This is a genomic window from Porphyromonas gingivalis ATCC 33277 (assembly GCF_000010505.1).
In the GTDB taxonomy this organism is placed as follows: Bacteria; Bacteroidota; Bacteroidia; order Bacteroidales; family Porphyromonadaceae; genus Porphyromonas; species Porphyromonas gingivalis.
On record NC_010729.1, the window covers coordinates 1,372,672 to 1,390,652 of the forward strand.

Sequence of the window (17,981 nt, forward strand, 5' to 3'; positions counted from 1 at the left end):
TTTTGGGGTTCAAAAGGCTCTTCCTTTCAGGCGCTTATTTAGAATCATTCCAAACTCATCTTCATTGTTGAAAACTTTTTTGGCGCGTATTTTTCAGTGTTTGCCATAAGCTCCGGAGAGCAGAGAAAAGGCCTCCCACGATTGATCGTGCTTCATTATTTATTACTTTTGCGCGATAATATTCTCGTGCAGACGCGGCCGATGACCGAATCGTGCACTGGAGAAGCAAAAACATTCTTACAGGAACAAAGCGTACAGTATGGAAATAGCGAGCAAGTACAACCCCGAAGAGGTAGAATCGAAATGGTATAACTACTGGATGGAATATGGCTGTTTCATCTCCGTTCCCGATGGACGAAAGCCATATACCGTGGTGATCCCCCCACCCAACGTGACGGGAGTACTCCACATGGGGCATATGCTCAACAATACGATTCAGGACATCCTCGTACGCCGTGCCCGTATGAAAGGGTACAACGCCTGCTGGGTGCCGGGTACAGACCATGCCTCCATAGCCACTGAAGCGAAGGTGGTAGGCCGATTGGCTGCTCAGGGTATCAGCAAGCAGGATCTCGGCCGAGAGGAGTTTCTCCGTCATGCATGGGACTGGACCCACGAGCACGGAGGCATCATCCTCGAACAGCTCAAGCGTTTGGGAGCGTCCTGCGACTGGACACGGACGGCCTTCACGATGGACGAATCCCGCTCCGAGAGCGTAATCAAGGTGTTCGTGGATCTCTACAACAAAGGACTGATCTACCGCGGCATACGGGTGGTGAACTGGGATCCGAAAGCACTGACTGCCCTCTCGGACGAAGAGGTGATCTACAAAGAAACAAACGGCAAGCTCTACTATCTGCGCTATTTCGTAGAGAACGAACCGGACAAATATATAATAGTAGCGACGACTCGCCCCGAAACCATCATGGGAGATACGGCCGTCTGCGTGAATCCGAACGACGAACGCTACCGCTGGCTTCGAGGCAAACGGGTGATAGTGCCCACCGTAGGGCGTGCAGTACCCATCATCGAAGACGAATATGTGGATATGGAGTTCGGTACGGGATGTCTGAAAGTAACACCTGCACACGATGTCAATGACTATATGCTCGGTCAGAAACACCGGCTCGAAAGCATAGACATATTCCACGACAACGGCATTCTCAACGAACATGGCGGCCCGTACGCCGGTATGGACCGATTCGATGTGCGTAAGAAGATCGAACAAGACCTGATCGATGCCGGTCTGATGGAGCGAGTGGAGAACTACGTAAACAAGGTAGGCTACTCCGAGCGTACCGATGTACCCATCGAACCGAAGCTCTCGATGCAGTGGTTCCTGCAGATGGAAAGTCTGGCCAAATCGGCTCTCGATGCCGTGATGAACGATGAGATCAAACTACATCCGGCCAAATTCAAGAACACCTACCGCCACTGGATGGAGAACGTGAAGGACTGGTGCATCAGCCGACAACTCTGGTGGGGGCATCGTATCCCTGCCTACTACCTGCCGGACGGAAGTATCGTAGTGGCGGAGACGGCCGAAAAAGCCGTGGAACTGGCACGTAAGCAAACGGGATCGGACTCGCTCACAGCAGAGGATCTGCGACAGGACAGCGACTCGCTGGATACGTGGTTCTCCTCATGGCTATGGCCGATAAGCGTATTCGGCGATGTGATGGATCCGGAGAACGAAGAACTGGACTACTACTATCCCACGAGCGACCTCGTAACGGCTCCGGACATTCTCTTCTTCTGGGTAGCCCGTATGATCATGGCAGGCTATGAATACCGTGGCAAGAAACCCTTCGACAACGTATATCTGACCGGTATCGTGCGCGATGGTCAGGGTAGAAAGATGTCCAAGAGCCTCGGCAACTCGCCGGATCCGATCATGCTGATGGAGAAATACGGTGCCGACGGAGTACGCATGGGACTGATGATGGCCGCTCCGGCCGGCAACGATGTGCTCTTCGACGAATCGCTCTCGGAGCAGGGACGTAACTTCTGCAATAAGATATGGAATGCCTTCCGCCTCGTAAAAGGATGGCAGCAGGCAGAAACGGCCACGCAGCCCGAAGCCTCGGCTCTGGCCGTGAAATGGTTCGGGTATCGTCTCGATGAGGTGAAGACGGAGTTGGACGATCTCTTCTCCAAGTACCGTCTGAGCGAGGCACTGACACTGGTTTACAAGCTGTTCTGGGACGACTTCTCCTCCTGGTATCTGGAGATGGTGAAGCCGGCATACGGTCAGCCGATGGATGCGAAGACCTACGGCAGTACGATCGGATTCTTCGATCAGCTGCTGCGTTTGCTCCATCCCTTCATGCCTTTTATCACAGAAGAGCTATGGCATGCACTCGCATCGCGTCACGATGGCGAGACCATCATGCTCTGCCTCCTGCCCGATGCACATGAGACGGACAGGGACTTCCTGCAAGCCTTCGACCGTACACGGGAGATCATAGCTGCCATTCGCAATATCCGCACCGGCAAGAACGTTCCTTTCAAGGAAAAGCTGACGCTCGAAGCAGGAAACGAACACGATGCCTCTTTCGATGCCGTCATCATCAAAATGGGCAACCTTGAAGCCATCAACCGAGTGGAAGAAAAGACAAGCGGCTCTACCTCTTTCCTGATCGGTACACTGGAATACGCCATCCCGATGGGCGCATTGATCGACGTGGAGGAGGAGATCAAGAAGTTGTCCGACGAACTGGCCTATCAGGAGAAATTCCTCGCTTCGGTCATGAAGAAGCTCGGCAACGAAAGCTTTGTGGCCAAGGCTCCGCAAGCTGTCATAGAACTGGAGCAAAAGAAGAAAAGCGATGCCGAAGCGCGAATCGCCACACTTCGAGACAGTCTGAATCAGTTGCAATCGACCAAATAAACCCCATACACAATCTCTTTAGCCAACAATGAAACCCAACGAAGTACAGATTCAGCTCGAACGCCTGTTCCGCACACCGATCGAACACCCCGACAGCTCCAAAACGGCACCGATAGCCATCAGTGATCTTTTCGTCCAAATAGATCCGGCTGCGGGGGAAGTACAGCTATTCAACGACAAAGACGAAGAGCTTCATCGTGTGGTCATATACGATTGGATCCAAGAGGGACGAACGGAGATTCCGTCCGCAATGAGGCAGGAGCTTCGTGCTGCAGTCAAAAGGCTGCATGCAGCCCGATTCTTCGACAAAGACCAATTTGTACGCCCCTTCTCGGTGGCTCTGACAGAAGAGGATTTCACGATTATCGAGGAATTGCTCTTCATCGACGACGAACTGATTCAGCTGGATTCGGCTCTGCTGGAAAATCTGGATGAAGAATTGAATAATTTTCTTGCCGAACTTCTTCCGGATATCAAATAATTATTTACCTTTGCAGCGCTTTCGAGAGAGGGCGGGCGGTCGCGAGGCCGTCTACAGACTGCCGAAATAGCTCAGTTGGTAGAGCAATTCATTCGTAATGAATAGGTCGCCGGTTCGAGTCCGGCTTTCGGCTCTGACTTTAGAGATTGTTGTTAATGTGTTTGGCTGTGTTGCGATTGTTCGTAGCACAGTCTTTTTTGTTAGCAGTTTTTCGGCAAAATAGAGCGGTCGTATGCTTCGACGGATAGGCTCGGTAAACGAAAAGGCTACTATCTTTGTTTCATCCATAAACAATACTTACTAACGAACAAATACAAACGATCATTATGTCAGAACATGCACGCTGTCTCATCATCGGTTCCGGACCTGCCGGCTATACCGCAGCTATCTATGCTTCTCGTGCCAACCTCAACCCCATCCTCTACGAAGGGATACAACCCGGTGGTCAGCTAACGACTACGACCGAGGTGGAAAACTTCCCGGGTTATCCCGAAGGAATCACCGGTACGGAACTGATGGAAGACCTGCGCAAACAAGCAACCCGCTTCGGAGCGGACATTCGTTCGGGTATCGCTACAAAAGCGGATTTGAGCAAGGCTCCTTACAGGATCACGATAGACGGAGAAAAGGAAATCACAGCCGATACGCTTATTATCTCTACGGGTGCCACAGCCAAATACTTAGGCTTGGCCGATGAAGCCAAATATGCCGGCATGGGTGTTTCTGCTTGTGCTACCTGTGATGGATTTTTCTATCGCAAGAAGAAAGTAGCCGTAGTGGGCGGAGGTGATACTGCTTGCGAGGAGGCTCTCTATCTGGCATCGCTGGCTGAACACGTGTACCTGATCGTACGCAAGAACTATCTCCGTGCCTCCAAGGTAATGCAGGAGCGTGTGATGAATACGGCGAACATAACCGTTCTCTTCGAACATAATACCGTGGGTCTATTCGGGGAAAACGGTGTGGAAGGTGCTCATCTGGTGAAACGCAAAGGAGAGCCGGACGAAGAGATGGTGGACATTGCCATCGATGGTTTCTTCCTCGCTATCGGTCATACGCCAAACTCGAAGATCTTCGCCGACTACCTCGACTTGGACGAAGTGGGTTATATCCTGACGGAAGGTTCGTCCCCGCGCACAAAAGTTCCCGGCGTATTTGCTGCCGGCGACGTTGCCGACCCACACTATCGTCAGGCTATCACGGCTGCCGGATCAGGTTGCAAGGCTGCTATCGAAGCAGAGCGTTATTTGGGCGAGCACGGTCTATAAAAAGACTTTGCTTTATTACCGAAAAGACAAAATCGGCCAAAGAGAGCTGTTTCCCTCTCTTTGGCCGATTTTGTTTTTTTTGCCACTTCCACCTCATACTCATGCTATTAGGCCAAAGCATGGCTTACATAAAAAGATTCTCCTCCGTTGTTGTGTCGATATGAAGCGGATTTTTCTTTCAGATTTTCTATTATTCAATTATATCTATCGATAATCATCCGGTCAGTTGATACTGAATTATCAACCTTTAATAACATTATTCCATTGATATATACGAAGAATTACTATTGATGCCAGAAGTGTATAAATTATTGAATAGAGAACATGAGTAGAAACCATGGCCATGGCTATATGATATAATATAGTAATCAGAGAAAAAAGTATACTTAGGAAAGAAGAAAAAAAGGTCGAAAAAACATCGGCAGAATTGTTTTTTGTCCATTAGAATACCGGCTTTGGCTTTGCATTTTTATTCATAAACCAAAAGTTATTTCTATTTTTGGCAACCGATAGGATAAATACCCATTCTGGAAGGAAAGGATGTCATAGTGCCTTGAATTGGAAGATAATGGAAAATAACGATAGATTGAACTCGCTTTGGGCTAAAAAGATCAAAAGGCTGGTCGATTTTTGTCTCGCATTGATTTTTTTAGCTATTTCCCTGCCTTTTATGCTGATCATAGCTTTGATCATTTTCCTGCAAGACGGGGGGGCTGCAATCTTCTCACAAGAACGCATCGGTCTTGGAGGAAAGCCTTTCATGCTATATAAGTTTCGCTCAATGAAGGTGAATGCAGAAGCCAACAATCAGCCTCAGCTATTCCAGAAAAATGATTCGAGGCTGACAAAGTTCGGTCGTTTCCTGAGAGCTTCTCACTTGGATGAGTTGCCCCAATTCTGGAATATCATCAAAGGCGATATGGCTATCGTAGGCTACAGGCCTGAAAGGGAATATTACATCTGCCAAATAATGGAAAGGAATCCGGACTACGCCCTACTGTACGAAATAAGGCCGGGTCTGTTTTCCTATGCTACGCTGTACAACGGCTATACGGATACGATAGAAAAAATGCTGGTGCGTCTGGAGAGGGATTTGATATACTTGCAAAAAATCAGTTTCTGCTATGATGCAAAGATTGCGATACAGACAATTTCTTCTATCCTAATCGGGAAGAAAGTATAAGTAAAGCTCCGATTGCATAGGGGAAAGTTCGAAAGGTTTTCCCTTTTTTCATTATAACGGTAATTAGGCGTATAGGTCAAGAATTATAGTCCTTCTTCCTCTACACTCTTCCTTATCGATTCGGCCCTACCCTACTTGTTAGGAATGTGGTGGCTTTGCTTGGCCTGATATACATCAGAGAGGCAGAGGGCGGTCAATCAATTTTTCGTTTTGAAGCAGATACCAGCAGAAGGATAACCCATTTATAGATGTCGGGTGGAAACGTCCGTCTTGCTCTACCTGTCGTAATACAGGTTGCATGATCCGTTCAAAACCGATAATATCGCCTTTCCAAATCGAAGGACGGGGTATAAATGGTCGAAGCAAAGGCTTTAGAGATCGTTTGAGTCGGTAAACAGGAGAAGAGATAATGCCATGCAGGTTCAAATCGTCCGAAAAAGAAATGCCTTTCTCGCCATACAGTTCACGACAAATATCATCATAGATACGCTTTCCGTAGCGGTATTCGAAGGGAAGAGAGTAGGCAAAGTCAAGCAATTCCTTATCGAGAAGCATACAAACCGTATCTAATCCGAAGAATCGCCATGATTGCTGGCTGTTGAGCATATACTTAGGGATGTTTTCCCACTGCATATACTGCTCGAAAGTGCGATAAGCAGGTTGTTGTTCCTTGTCGTAGGAGGAAAACAGCTTTGCCTGTATGGATAGTAATCGTTCCTTTTGCTTCCTGTCGAACTGCTGATTCATCTGCTTGTGGGAGTAGAGGATACGCGACAGCTCGTTGGGCGAAAGTTTGCTTTCTGCCAAACGGGAATACATCAGCTGTGAACCACCCAAATCGTCTCCCTGATGACCGGGTAAAACAACAGCATTCGATGGGAATGAAACCATACCGTTGTGCACTGATCCGGACGCGATACTTGCAGCCGCGATGAACTCTTGGTAGTAATAGCAGGAGGATAGTCCGGTCATGTTGTACATATAAGACAGGAACTCAGCATCCTGCGTATAGTCGGAACGATCGGGTCGTACACTGTTGATATAGACGAATGGAAAGCCGAGTTTGTCCGCCACTTTAGCAGCTTTCAAGCTATCAGGATTTTCCTCTTTGCCATAGGAGATACAATAGACATGTGGGTACTTCAGACGATGCAGCATGTAGGCTATCATCCGCGAGTCGAATCCTCCGGAAAGGGGAAGTATGGCCGATCTGCCATTCAGGTAGCGAACGAGTCTCTTGCCGGCAAGAATAAGGCGGTGCTTCAGTTCCTCTTTAGCCTCTTCATAAGATAAAAGATGGCTGTCAAACGGGGCATATCGGTCTACTGTGTCATAGGCAGTGGTCGTAATACCCTCTCCGACTCTATAGCGTAGGGCATGGCCGGGGGGAAGTTTCCGTATTTCGCGGATCAATGTGCTATCAGCAGGTGTATAACCCCAACGCAAGAAAAAGAGAACAGCGTCACCATCCCAGCTATCTCGCTCGGTGAACAGTGAGTAACCGTTTTCTGCCATACGGAGTCCGTCCGCCGCAAGACGGAAATAGAGTCTCTGAGAAGAGCGATGGTCGGTGGCAGCCCAGACTTCGCCTTCGGCACGTTGGAATACGACAGCCCATTCTCCTGTAATACGCTTAGCTCGGGAAAGGAAGTCATCCCAATCCGATGCCTCCTGAAAAAAGGCTTGCAGCTCTTGGGATGTGAGATGTCTGTTTCCATCAAAAATAAAACCTGCGGAATAACCGACTGATATATCAATATCTTTATTAGGAAGCACAAGAGTGAAGTCTGAGACTATTTTCATATTTGCGGATAATCATATAGAACCATGCTATCTGCACGAGGGAATCAAGTGCACGCTCAGCAAAATGCAGCCACATATATTTTTCGAAAGGGAGCAATCGCGTTCCTATCAGGATAACGAGCAACTGAACAATGAGCAGAATGGCCTGCATTCTCATGAATTTTTGCTGCTTTCCAAATAAATCGGGTAGGAAATTATATACGGAAGAGAGAAAATTGAAGATAAAAAATGGTAGCATAGCCATTATAATGGATGAGCACAGTAGCCATTTCTTTCCCAAAATGACAACGACAAGTGGCTCCAAAAAGAAAAAAATGAGGATGGAACCCAGTACAGCGACTAAAAGCCAAATGAAGACGAACCGACGAATCGGAAGGAGGAAGGACTGTCGGGTATTCTTCTGTTCGGCCACTCGCCTGAACCAAACACGGCTGAGCGAATCGCTGATGAGCTGCATGGGCCTACCGGCAAGCATATAGGCCATACCATACAACCCGATGGCTGCATCGTGGTACTGGAGAGGTAAGAGCAAGGATACAAGACTACCGGACAAGATATCTATAACGGCCTGCGGTAATGAATAGCGTGGGAAATTGGCATATGTACGGGCAGCTATTCGAAGACGCCGGCGGGTAACGTATCGCTTGTATTGGGATAGAAGAGCCTGCTTGCGCACAAGAGGAAAGATACCTGCCATACCTCCGAGCAAGGCTGCAAGTTGAAGCCCCCAAAAGCCCATTTTGAGGAGACCGAAACCTATTCGAAGCAGATTATTGCCCAGACCTTGACTGATCTGCGCAATACTCATTCGACCATATTGATTGTGCGAATTAGCCCATGACAACAGGGAGATTACTCCTGCAGCAAAGAAGACGAAGAAGGGAAGCAAGAATAAATGAGTTTGCTGTCCGCTATAGCGTGAATCCGTTAGAAAAGGATTGATAATCAGGACTGCAGGAATGAGAGCTAAACAGAAGATCAAATTGAACCGAAGAGCCGTAAACAGCAGCAGTAGAGCTCGTTCTTTCGATCGTGCCAATATGGTGGCTTGATCATAACGTCCTGTGGCAACGATCGTGAGTACACCCACCACAGAAAGGAAAACGGTAATTTGACCGATTTCGGATTCGGTATAGATACGTCCGATAACAGGCAACAGCAGGAAAGCCAATACCTGTACAAAGGTACCGGCGCTGATCAGTTTCATGCTGTTTGCCATCATGGAACTTCGTCCTTGCTTCATAGACGAGCCTCCCTCCTCTTTTGTCATTGTAAAGACGGTTCGAATGTTTTGATTGCTGATACCACAGCATGGATTTGCTCTATCTCCATTTCCGGATAGATGGGGATGGAGAGAACAGTTCGCGACAAAGAGTCGGACACATCCAAAGATTCACCCCAATGAGCAATACCGACGAATGCCGGTTGCCTGTGGAGTGGTATCGGGTAGTATATCATCGAAGCGATCTTATGATTCGTCAGATGCTCTCGCAGTCCATCGCGAGTGTTCTGATCCAAGAGCTTAAGAGTATATTGATGATAAACATGCGAAGACTGCTGCAAGGAGGTCGGTGTTTGTAGCCATTCAATACCTTCGAGCAGAGAGGTATAGTGTGAGGCGACCTCATTCCGAAGTGCATTGAAGCGGTCCAAATATTGCAATTTTACTCTGAGGATGGCCGCTTGAATAGTATCGAGTCGGGAATTGCATCCGATAATGTCATGTTTGTATTTGATCTTTTGGCCATGGTTCGCTATCATTCGCACTCGCTTTGCCAATTCGTCATCATTTGTTGTGACAGCACCACCGTCTCCATAACAACCCAAATTCTTCGATGGAAAGAAGGAAGCACAGCCTATATGCCCCATTGTTCCTGTTTTTCGGATAGATCCATCGGAGATAGTATATCCCCCTCCCATTGCCTGAGCATTGTCTTCGATAACAAACAAATCGTTTCGCTTGGCAAAGGCCAAAAGCGGCTCCATATCGCAGGACTGCCCAAAGAGGTGTACTGGTATGATTGCTTTCGTCTTGTCGGACAGAACTTTTTCGCAGCCCTTAGATGTAAGATTAAATGTAATAGGGTCTACATCAGCGAAAACAGGTGTTAATCCTAACAAACCTATAGCTTCGGCACTTGCTGCATAAGTGAAATCGGGCACAATGATCTCATCTCCGACTTTCAATCCCAAAGCCATCAGACTGATTTGCAATGCGTCTGTACCATTGGCGCAAGGGATTACATGCTTTACACCCAAATAGGCTGCCAAATCTTCCGCAAAAGCATGTACTTCTTTTCCGTTGATAAAAGCTGTACTATCGATAACTGTATGGATGGCTTCATCGATCTGTTTTTTCATCTGCAGATACTGCTTTTTCAGATCCACCATCACAATTGGCTGGGAAATGGAAGTAGGCATAGGCGTGTTGTAGGGATTTCTGGTGAAAGAGAATGATTGAAAGAGACCTTTGCACGCCAATTGTCGTGCAAAGGTCTTCTTTAATTTATACAGAACGCCGGAGATAATTATGTCCTCATCCGTAGGATAAGGCATAACCACCCTTGAGGAGCTCGTGCAAGTAGCTCCGCAAGGGGGATTTACAACTACTTTCACTCCTTACTGCCACCCTTTTCCCTCCACCTCCTTATTTTTCAAAGGTCTCTGAAAGAAAAAAAGCTGTGTCGAGGTTTGGCAACCCGGATACAGCTTTCTCTATTTCTGCCTAAAGATCAATTATCGTCACGTTGGTTTGTTCTATCAGGGATTTATAAAAACAAGGACTCTACCCCACGGTATCGAAAACTTTAGAGACTTTCCAATCTTTGGAGACGTTTAAGCTCGCCATCTTGGATTAGGAAAAATGTTGGCAATGATCTGACATTGAATGACAAAGCTGCTTTCCCTTCGCTATCGTTCACTGTGATCCAAGGGAGTGTACGCGTTGCATTCTGCCAGAAATACAAGTCCTTGTCGACAGAAATCTCATATATCTGAAATCCATTGTTGCAATGTCGTTGATACAGTGCTCGCTGTTCTTTTACCAAAGAGGGTGACCATTCAGCCTGATAGGAGGTAAATACTATCAACACCCTATCATTCGTTTCTACGACCTTTGAGAGTGGTTGTTCATTGCCTTTGCGATCAATCAGAATTGTTTCCGGAATGTCTTTGACTTCTATTTTGCGAGTAGTAATATCCTTTGCCACACGATCTCTCCGCATGGCAGCAATACCCAATAGAGAAAGATCACGAACACTTTTGGTGTAAGACGAGGTTGGGTAATAAGTATCGTAAGCTGTAGCTACCGCAGCAAAAGCCTTAGCATCCATAGGATCATAGACATTGAAATATAGGAGGCCGTCTTTCTGTTGGAATAGTGCAAAGTATGAAGCTGGTGACTTGGGATCTTGGAAGATGAAATCGTTGCGCAATGTGGTCTTAAACTCATCTATCACCTTCGCTATGGTGTCTTGATACTGCGAAGCATCCAGTTTGTTCTCTTGGTATGAACGGTACAAATGATCCAAACGATTATCCGCTTGCTCTTTCAATAGCGCAATCTTGCGAATATTGTTATTGTCAGGCCCTTGGTTGTCTTCAATAACGTAATCGGAAAAGCTGTTACGACCCACCTGTATGTTGATTTCCGATCCGATCTTTGCAGCAAAATTAATATGCTGCTTCCTGAGTTTAATCTGGTAGAAAGACGGTGTGGAGTCCGCTTGTGCTACAAAACTGAAACGACCTTTTCGGTCAGGATTTACAGAATCGAGTACAGAAAGATCGCTCCCAATGATCTTGGTCAGATACACTTGTGCGGTGTCTTCATAACCGGCAATCGACCCTTCGACACGAAATGTATTTTTGTTACCACAGCTATCGAGAAAAAAAAGGCAGATGAAAGCCAAGCAGATTAGGCATAATTGCTTCATATTCGTCAAGAAAATGTGTTATTAGTTTTTACAGTTGCAAATATATATGTTATACGATTTGTAGGTCACTCTAATCAAAAGATAGTATGGTCTTCCTTCGTATTATTCAGCCGTTGCGATCAATCTTTTTTCACTGTCGTTTGATTGCGGAGTACTGCCAAACATGCCCTATTGACCCTACGACGTTCGGCATCGAAAAGCCATCCCCATTTATTAAAGTAACGGATGAGAGAAACGATGTGGTGCCGAAGCAGTTTGGCATCATGATAAGAACCTTTCGCGTAGGTGTGCATAATAGAGACTTTTGGGAAGAAAACGGTACGAGATACTTGCCCTATACGTCTGCATAGATCCAAATCTTCCGCATACATAAAAAAGCGTTCGTCAAACCCTCCTACTTCTCTAAGAATATCCATTCGGGCAAACATGAAACAGCCCGAAAGCGAAGGGATGTCCTGAATCGTGTCATAAGACCAATTACGCAGCTCGAATCGTTCGTTATTCCTTTCTCTATATGATCTATAAGGGACAAATCGCCTGAGCATAACATCCCATGGACGTGGAAACAACTTGCATAAGTGCTGCAATTCGCCATTAGGATAATAGACTTGTGGCATCAACAATCCTATATCAGGATTCTCGTCCATGTATGAAGCCAATGTCGGCACCACTTCAGGGCCAAACTGCACATCAGGATTAAGAATTAAATGATAAGAAGGATTGAAGCGAGCTGCCTCTCTAATACCGATATTGTGAGCTGATCCGAATCCTATATTGCGGTTATTGAAGAAATACTGAATATCCGCCGGTCTTTCTTCTTGGAGTACACGAAGGCTGTCAGTCGGAGAATTGTCTATGAGGATAAGCCTCTTCTTAGTTACCGTATCAGAGAAAAAGGAGGTAATGACATCCCGAATAATATCCGGTTTGCTTTTATAAAGTACGATTGAAGCAGTAATAATCGAACATGCACTCTTCATTGAATTCATTTTAGTGGAGCTGATAGCTCCGTATAATAGTTCTGATATTGTACAGACATTGTTTCCGCAGAGAAATGATGCCTGATATCGGAGACTTTTTGAGGGTTGAACGTATGACCAAGGCTTTTTAGTATGCAATCCTCCAATTCTTTTTGGTTTCCTACAGAAAAAAACAATTCGTTGTCCTGAAAGCCTGTGCCGCAGATTTCTCTGAATGGAGGCAAATCAGTGGCTACAACGGGTTTTCCACAAGCAATAGCCTCCAGATAATTCAGGCCGAAACCCTCCGAGTGAGAGGCCGTGATGGCATAATCTGCTGCCATCATATATTCATGGACATTTTTCTGAAAACCCAATAACCTGATATTATGGGTCTTGTCTCCAATTTCCTTTTGACAAGCATCACTCAATGGCCCGTCACCTAAAAAAAAGAGATAAAAATCGCCACTCAATTTTTGGCTCTCTAAAAGGGATTTAAAGGCTCGAATAATGATGAGAGGATCCTTGCGAGAGAACAGACGTCCCACGACAAGGAAGATTTTTCCGGAGACTGGAAGTCCTAATCGATGTCGCAGCTGTTTCTGATGATCTTCGTCCGGTATTTGGAAAAAAGAAAGATCTACTCCATTGTGGATAATACGTATTCTCTCTTTTGCTTTATTTACATGTGATGCATAATAGTCAGCTACAGCTCTACTTATCGCTACATAATGTCCTATCTTACTAAGGCTACGCAAGTAGCGGAAATTCATGTAGCTCCCCAATAAATTACCCTTCAGGAAAGTGAAGTCGTCCTTGGAGATGTTATGGAGGGTACTTAGGCTTGTTATATTCCGGGACAAATGAGAGGCAATCAGATCAGGATGGTATCCGTGACTATGGAGGATATGAGCTTTCTCGTTGCGTAGCACAGACAAAACCTTTCGTGCTATCCTACCGGTCTGTAGCTCCAAAGAAAGAAGGCTGTAGTTGAGGTAAATACATTTTACGTCTATAGCTCTTAGCTCTTTCACTATCGGATCTTCTTTTTCCTCATGACGCAAACAAATGACAATAGGATGGAATTTGTCTCGATCCATGTGTCGAATGATGTCGCGCATGACTATCACCGGTCCTGATTGGACAATGTTATTGATCAGATGGGCAACGGTTATCATATTATGTCGAATTACTTTGTAGGAAAAAGACTGTGGCAACACAAAGTCAGGCTCTCATCATTCTTTTTATCTTCTGTTCTGTTTTACACAGAAAATATCCTAAATATCTCAGAACAGAAGAGTCTGACAATTGACAAGCAAACTTAAATCGGATAAACGGATGGTATTGCATGGAGGCGATTCTCTTCGGATTCAGTGGCCTGTATTCCCTTATCGTCTTATATTGATTGCAGGGAGCTTTGTCATAAAACATTTTAGCTACATTCAAGTAGGCTATTTCAAAATCAGACTCGATTTCTGATTTCTCCACGTTGTATGGAGGAATAAGCACGCTGACCAAGGGAGAATGCACGATCATAATTCTCTAAACAGTATTTTTCAGAAGAGTATAGACTTATAGTTAGCGTATGGTTCAGCTGGACTGCTGAGATCCTTAAGCATAAAGCATGAGAACACAACCAAAATGGCCAAAATCACACCTTTTTGCCATATTTTATCTGAAAATACATAAGCATTAGGGATCAATATGAATATGAACATAAAAGGATAGAACATAAGCCTGATACCCACTTCAAAAGAAATAGTTGTGTTATATATCAGAATCGATAAGACATAGAGGAAAATATATTGATCAATTTGAGAATCCTTTTTTTCAAGGTCAGACCTTATCGCCAAAAAAACAAGCGCAGAGATATTGAGGAAAAGTTGAAAAAAGCCGGAAGAAGAAACAGCCGGTATAAACTCCTTTCTGATATAAAAACCATATCTCTCCGGAAGTAGAGTAACCGCAAAATCTGCAATAGGTTGAAGAATGACTGCTCCCAAAATCCATGTTACAACCAAACCAATCACTAACAAGGAATTGTCGATTCGCTTTCGAGACAGAGGAAACAGTACCATCATGACTAAAGCACTCGTATGAAAGAGTGCGGAGAAAGCGATACAGATATAAAAATACAAATATTTTTTAGACAAAAACAATGGGAACGACGCAAATATGATGCCCATGGCCACATATTGTCGCATGGAATTCATCGTTTCGAAATATCCTCTGTATATGAGGAAGAAAGCGATGATAGAAAAGATGCAATCTTTGGACATCTTTCTCATCCCGATGAACATCAGGAGAATGGTCACAAAGGATACCAATATAAGCCATGTATGAAAATCCAAGTTCAAAGAATGAAAGGCTTTATTGATCCATTGCCATATCAACTCGAAATTGTGGGCTGTTTTACTATCCGGAAATTGATAGGCATATTCGTAAATTTTATAATCCCGTCCCATCCCGATCCTTGTACCGGAGAAAATTACAAGAGCAAGTCCTGATATCCAAAAGACGAAGGGTTTGAAACGATCATCATATTTATCTGCAAGGAACATTACCGCAAGGAAACCAAATAAAACGAAATAAGGTAACATGATTATCTATTTTTTCTATTTGGATGAGGCAGATTCGATAGCGGAATTACCGATATTAAGCAGGGTAAAATCGCTGTCCGCCGGAAGTTCGTACACATTACGACCGTCGATGACCAAAGATGCAGCCATCGCTTGAGAGAGAGCTGACCAATCAGGCATTCTGAATTCCTTCCATTCTGTCACATGGAACAGAGCCTCTGCTCCCCGGACTGCATCGTACATATCCGTGGTATATTCCACTTTGTCGCCCAATCTTTTTTGTGCCTCTTTCATCGCCACAGGATCGTACACCCGAACTCTGCAACCAACTTCCAGCAGTTTCTCGATGAGTACCAGAGAAGGAGCTTCACGCATATCATCGGTACCAGGTTTGAATGACAACCCCCATATCGCTACACATCGGCCTTGCACATTGCCTTTGTAATAGGTTGAGAACTTATCGAACAGAATACTCTTTTGCTTCTCGTTCACACGTTCAACGGCTTCCAATACTTCCATTCGATAGCCGTTGTCTTCTGCTGTTCTGATCAGTGCTTTTACATCCTTGGGAAAACAAGATCCTCCGTATCCGCAACCCGGGTACAGAAACTTGCTGCCTATACGTGAATCGGAACCGATACCGAGACGAACCATCGAAACATCTGCTCCCACCCGTTCGCACAAGTTGGCCACATCATTCATAAAGCTGATCCGAGTGGCCAGCATGGCATTGGCAGCATATTTGGTCATTTCAGCCGAAGCAATGTCCATGAAAAGAACACGGAAATTGTTTAAGAGCATCGGCTTATAAAGGCTTGTGATCAGTTCGCGCGCCCGGTCCGAATCCACTCCCACGACCACTCTATCGGGTTTCATGAAGTCATCGATGGCATTTCCTTCTTTCAGAAACTCCGGATTAGAAGCTATGTCGAAGTCAATCAGCACCTCACGCTTGTCCAATTCTTCCTGTATAGCCTTCCTGATCAGTCGGTACGATCCCACCGGCACGGTACTCTTGGTAACGATCAGAATATAACGGCTCATGGCACGGCCGATACTACGGGCAGCATCGAGTACATAGCTCATATCCGCACTGCCGTCTTCGCCGGCCGGTGTACCCACCGCTATGAATATAATATCAGCTTCCGGCACGGCTTGCTCTATCTCCGTTCCGAATCGCAGTCTGCCGGCTTTCACATTGCGAGCTATCATTTTTTCAAGCCCCGGCTCATAGATGGGGATAGTCCCGCTGTTCAGCTGCTCGATTTTATTTCTATCAGTATCTATGCAGCGAACATTTGCTCCCAACTCCGCAAAGCAAGTAGCACTGACCAGTCCCACATAGCCGATACCGACTACGGCAATATCCATATTGTAATAGCTGATTGAGTTCTTCGGCACAAAGGTAAGATAAAAAGGAGAAGCCTTATCGAGAGAAAGTCGGCTATTTCCTCGTCCTGTAGCAGGAATATAGTGCCTACTACCCGAAAGGACATGAGATACAATAACCCTGCGTATAAGTGTATATGAGCCGATAAACCGGCGACATGTCCGGACTTCCCACAAAAAAGAAATGGGCCGACTGCCAATACAAGCCTGCCCCATTTCCTTTGATCAACGAATCCCTTCTTTCAGAAGCGAAAGTCGATTACGCCTCTTCACCGGCAAATTCCATCAGATAAGCCTTGATAAATTCATCTATGTCGCCATCCATAACGGCATTGACATTGCTCGTCTGATAGTTGGTACGATGGTCTTTCACACGGCGATCATCGAATACATAGCTCCGAATCTGCGATCCCCACTCTATCTTTTTCTTGCCGGCCTCCACTTTGGCCTCTGCAGCTCGTCGGCGCTGTAGCTCCATCTCATAGAGCTGTGAGCGGAGCAGTCGCATAGCATTTTCGCGGTTATCGTACTGGGTACGGCTCTCCGTATTCTCGATCACGATTTCTTTATCCTCTCCCGTTTCAGGATCCTTGTACTTGTAGTGCAGTCGGACTCCCGTCTCTACCTTATTAACGTTCTGTCCACCTGCTCCACCTGAGCGGAAAGTGTCCCAGCTGATACCGGCAGCATTGATCTCGATCTCGATCGAATCGTCCACCAGCGGCACAACGAATACAGAGGCGAATGATGTCATACGTTTACCTTGTGCATTATAGGGAGAGACGCGAACGAGTCTGTGTACCCCATTCTCGCTCTTGAGAAATCCGTAGGCCAAATTGCCTTCCACCTGCATCGTCACAGTCTTAATACCTGCTTCGTCTCCATCCTGCCAGTTGGTTATCGTCACTTGATACCCCTGCTTGTCCGCCCAACGCTGATACATACGCACCAGCATGGAGGCCCAGTCTTGGCTCTCGGTTCCTCCTGCACCGGCATTCACTTTGAGCACGGCACCGAAGTGATCCTCTTCGGATCGGAGCATATTCTTCAGCTCCACCTCTTCTATCAGCCGGATGGCATGAGCATAGGCTTCATCCACCTCCTCTTCGGTAGATATACCCTCCTTGCAGTATTCATAAGCGAGCTTCACCTCCTCGGTAGCTGTGTCGATGGCATCGTAGTAGCCTATCCAGCTCTTCAGCTCTTTCACCTTGCGCATCTGTGCCTCGGCACGCTTATTGTCCTCCCAGAAGGCAGGATCCTGTGTGCGCAGTTCTTCCTCTTCTAATTGGATACGTCTGTTATCGACGTCAAAGATACCCCCTCAGCGCATCACGGCGCTCCAACAGAGAGTTCAGTTGGTCTATAGTAATCATCGATGATTATATGAGTTTTGTTAGTTTTTGCTTCGTTCGGTGGCCGAATAACATCTGCCGAAAAAACACTGTGCCCGAGTGCACTCCGTATGCTTCCGGGACAGTACATTGGAAAACG

At 46.1% G+C, this 17,981-nt stretch carries 13 protein-coding genes and 1 tRNA gene; 5 read left to right on the forward strand and 9 right to left on the reverse strand.

What is annotated here, in order from left to right:
- The first annotated feature begins 259 nt into the window (after positions 1-259).
- The 5 genes from PGN_RS05905 (at position 260) to PGN_RS05925 (ending at position 5,822) form a co-directional block, all read left to right on the forward strand.
- Positions 260-2,890 carry a valine--tRNA ligase gene (locus PGN_RS05905; RefSeq protein WP_012458123.1) on the forward strand — a complete coding sequence of 877 codons (2,631 nt, stop codon included), beginning with the start codon at positions 260-262 and terminating at the stop codon, positions 2,888-2,890.
- 28 nt (positions 2,891-2,918) lie between these two features.
- Complete coding sequence (locus PGN_RS11935) at positions 2,919-3,371, forward strand: hypothetical protein (protein ID WP_004584395.1); 453 nt, start codon at positions 2,919-2,921, stop codon at positions 3,369-3,371.
- 60 nt (positions 3,372-3,431) lie between these two features.
- Positions 3,432-3,504 (forward strand) — tRNA-Thr (locus PGN_RS05915).
- A gap of 193 nt (positions 3,505-3,697) precedes the next feature.
- Positions 3,698-4,639, forward strand: a complete 942-nt coding sequence (trxB, locus tag PGN_RS05920) for a thioredoxin-disulfide reductase (protein ID WP_004584394.1) — start codon at positions 3,698-3,700, stop codon at positions 4,637-4,639.
- Between the two features lie 568 nt (positions 4,640-5,207).
- Complete coding sequence (locus PGN_RS05925) at positions 5,208-5,822, forward strand: sugar transferase (protein ID WP_012458125.1); 615 nt, start codon at positions 5,208-5,210, stop codon at positions 5,820-5,822.
- A 174-nt stretch (positions 5,823-5,996) separates the two neighbouring features.
- Here PGN_RS05925 and PGN_RS05930 read toward each other — a convergent pair whose 3' ends face one another.
- The 9 genes from PGN_RS05930 to prfB all read right to left on the reverse strand — a co-directional run bounded on the left by PGN_RS05930 (position 5,997) and on the right by prfB (position 17,863).
- Positions 5,997-7,625, reverse strand: coding sequence for an asparagine synthase family protein (locus tag PGN_RS05930; RefSeq protein ID WP_005873629.1), 1,629 nt, complete (start codon positions 7,623-7,625; stop codon positions 5,997-5,999).
- Complete coding sequence (locus PGN_RS05935; protein WP_230455971.1) at positions 7,588-8,832, reverse strand: lipopolysaccharide biosynthesis protein; 1,245 nt, start codon at positions 8,830-8,832, stop codon at positions 7,588-7,590. The genes PGN_RS05930 and PGN_RS05935 overlap by 38 nt, the downstream gene beginning before the upstream one ends.
- Positions 8,833-8,891: 59 nt before the next feature.
- Positions 8,892-10,016 carry a DegT/DnrJ/EryC1/StrS family aminotransferase gene (locus PGN_RS05940; protein ID WP_005873685.1) on the reverse strand — a complete coding sequence of 375 codons (1,125 nt, stop codon included), beginning with the start codon at positions 10,014-10,016 and terminating at the stop codon, positions 8,892-8,894.
- A 416-nt stretch (positions 10,017-10,432) separates the two neighbouring features.
- Positions 10,433-11,569 (reverse strand): DUF4369 domain-containing protein, encoded by a 1,137-nt coding sequence (locus tag PGN_RS05945; RefSeq protein WP_012458128.1) that lies wholly within the window; start codon positions 11,567-11,569, stop codon positions 10,433-10,435.
- A gap of 110 nt (positions 11,570-11,679) precedes the next feature.
- A complete protein-coding gene (locus PGN_RS05950) occupies positions 11,680-12,540 on the reverse strand; it encodes a glycosyltransferase family 2 protein (RefSeq protein ID WP_012458129.1) in 861 nt (286 codons plus the stop codon).
- Between the two features lie 5 nt (positions 12,541-12,545).
- A complete protein-coding gene (locus PGN_RS05955) occupies positions 12,546-13,697 on the reverse strand; it encodes a glycosyltransferase family 4 protein (protein WP_012458130.1) in 1,152 nt (383 codons plus the stop codon).
- A 378-nt stretch (positions 13,698-14,075) separates the two neighbouring features.
- Positions 14,076-15,119, reverse strand: a complete 1,044-nt coding sequence (locus PGN_RS05965; RefSeq protein ID WP_012458132.1) for an EpsG family protein — start codon at positions 15,117-15,119, stop codon at positions 14,076-14,078.
- Between the two features lie 15 nt (positions 15,120-15,134).
- On the reverse strand, positions 15,135-16,469 hold the full coding sequence (locus PGN_RS05970; protein WP_039417146.1) for a UDP-glucose dehydrogenase family protein: 1,335 nt from the start codon (positions 16,467-16,469) through the stop codon (positions 15,135-15,137).
- A gap of 277 nt (positions 16,470-16,746) precedes the next feature.
- Positions 16,747-17,863 (reverse strand): peptide chain release factor 2 gene (prfB, locus tag PGN_RS05975; protein WP_097552541.1). Its coding sequence is split into 2 segments (ribosomal slippage): positions 16,747-17,799 and positions 17,801-17,863, totalling 1,116 coding nucleotides; the frame shifts between segments, so codons are not numbered across the junction.
- Positions 17,864-17,981: the final 118 nt, after the last annotated feature.

Excerpts from the sequence above, each read along its gene's own strand:
- PGN_RS05905 (WP_012458123.1), top strand. The coding sequence starts at position 260 with ATGGAAATAGCGAGCAAGTACAACCCCGAAGAGGTAGAATCGAAATGG.
- PGN_RS11935 (WP_004584395.1), top strand. The coding sequence starts at position 2,919 with ATGAAACCCAACGAAGTACAGATTCAGCTCGAACGCCTGTTCCGCACA.
- trxB (WP_004584394.1), top strand. The coding sequence starts at position 3,698 with ATGTCAGAACATGCACGCTGTCTCATCATCGGTTCCGGACCTGCCGGC.
- PGN_RS05925 (WP_012458125.1), top strand. The coding sequence starts at position 5,208 with ATGGAAAATAACGATAGATTGAACTCGCTTTGGGCTAAAAAGATCAAA.
- PGN_RS05930 (WP_005873629.1), bottom strand. The coding sequence starts at position 7,625 with ATGAAAATAGTCTCAGACTTCACTCTTGTGCTTCCTAATAAAGATATT.
- PGN_RS05935 (WP_230455971.1), bottom strand. The coding sequence starts at position 8,832 with ATGAAACTGATCAGCGCCGGTACCTTTGTACAGGTATTGGCTTTCCTG.
- PGN_RS05940 (WP_005873685.1), bottom strand. The coding sequence starts at position 10,016 with ATGGTGGATCTGAAAAAGCAGTATCTGCAGATGAAAAAACAGATCGAT.
- PGN_RS05950 (WP_012458129.1), bottom strand. The coding sequence starts at position 12,540 with ATGAAGAGTGCATGTTCGATTATTACTGCTTCAATCGTACTTTATAAA.
- PGN_RS05955 (WP_012458130.1), bottom strand. The coding sequence starts at position 13,697 with ATGATAACCGTTGCCCATCTGATCAATAACATTGTCCAATCAGGACCG.
- PGN_RS05965 (WP_012458132.1), bottom strand. The coding sequence starts at position 15,119 with ATGTTACCTTATTTCGTTTTATTTGGTTTCCTTGCGGTAATGTTCCTT.
- PGN_RS05970 (WP_039417146.1), bottom strand. The coding sequence starts at position 16,469 with ATGGATATTGCCGTAGTCGGTATCGGCTATGTGGGACTGGTCAGTGCT.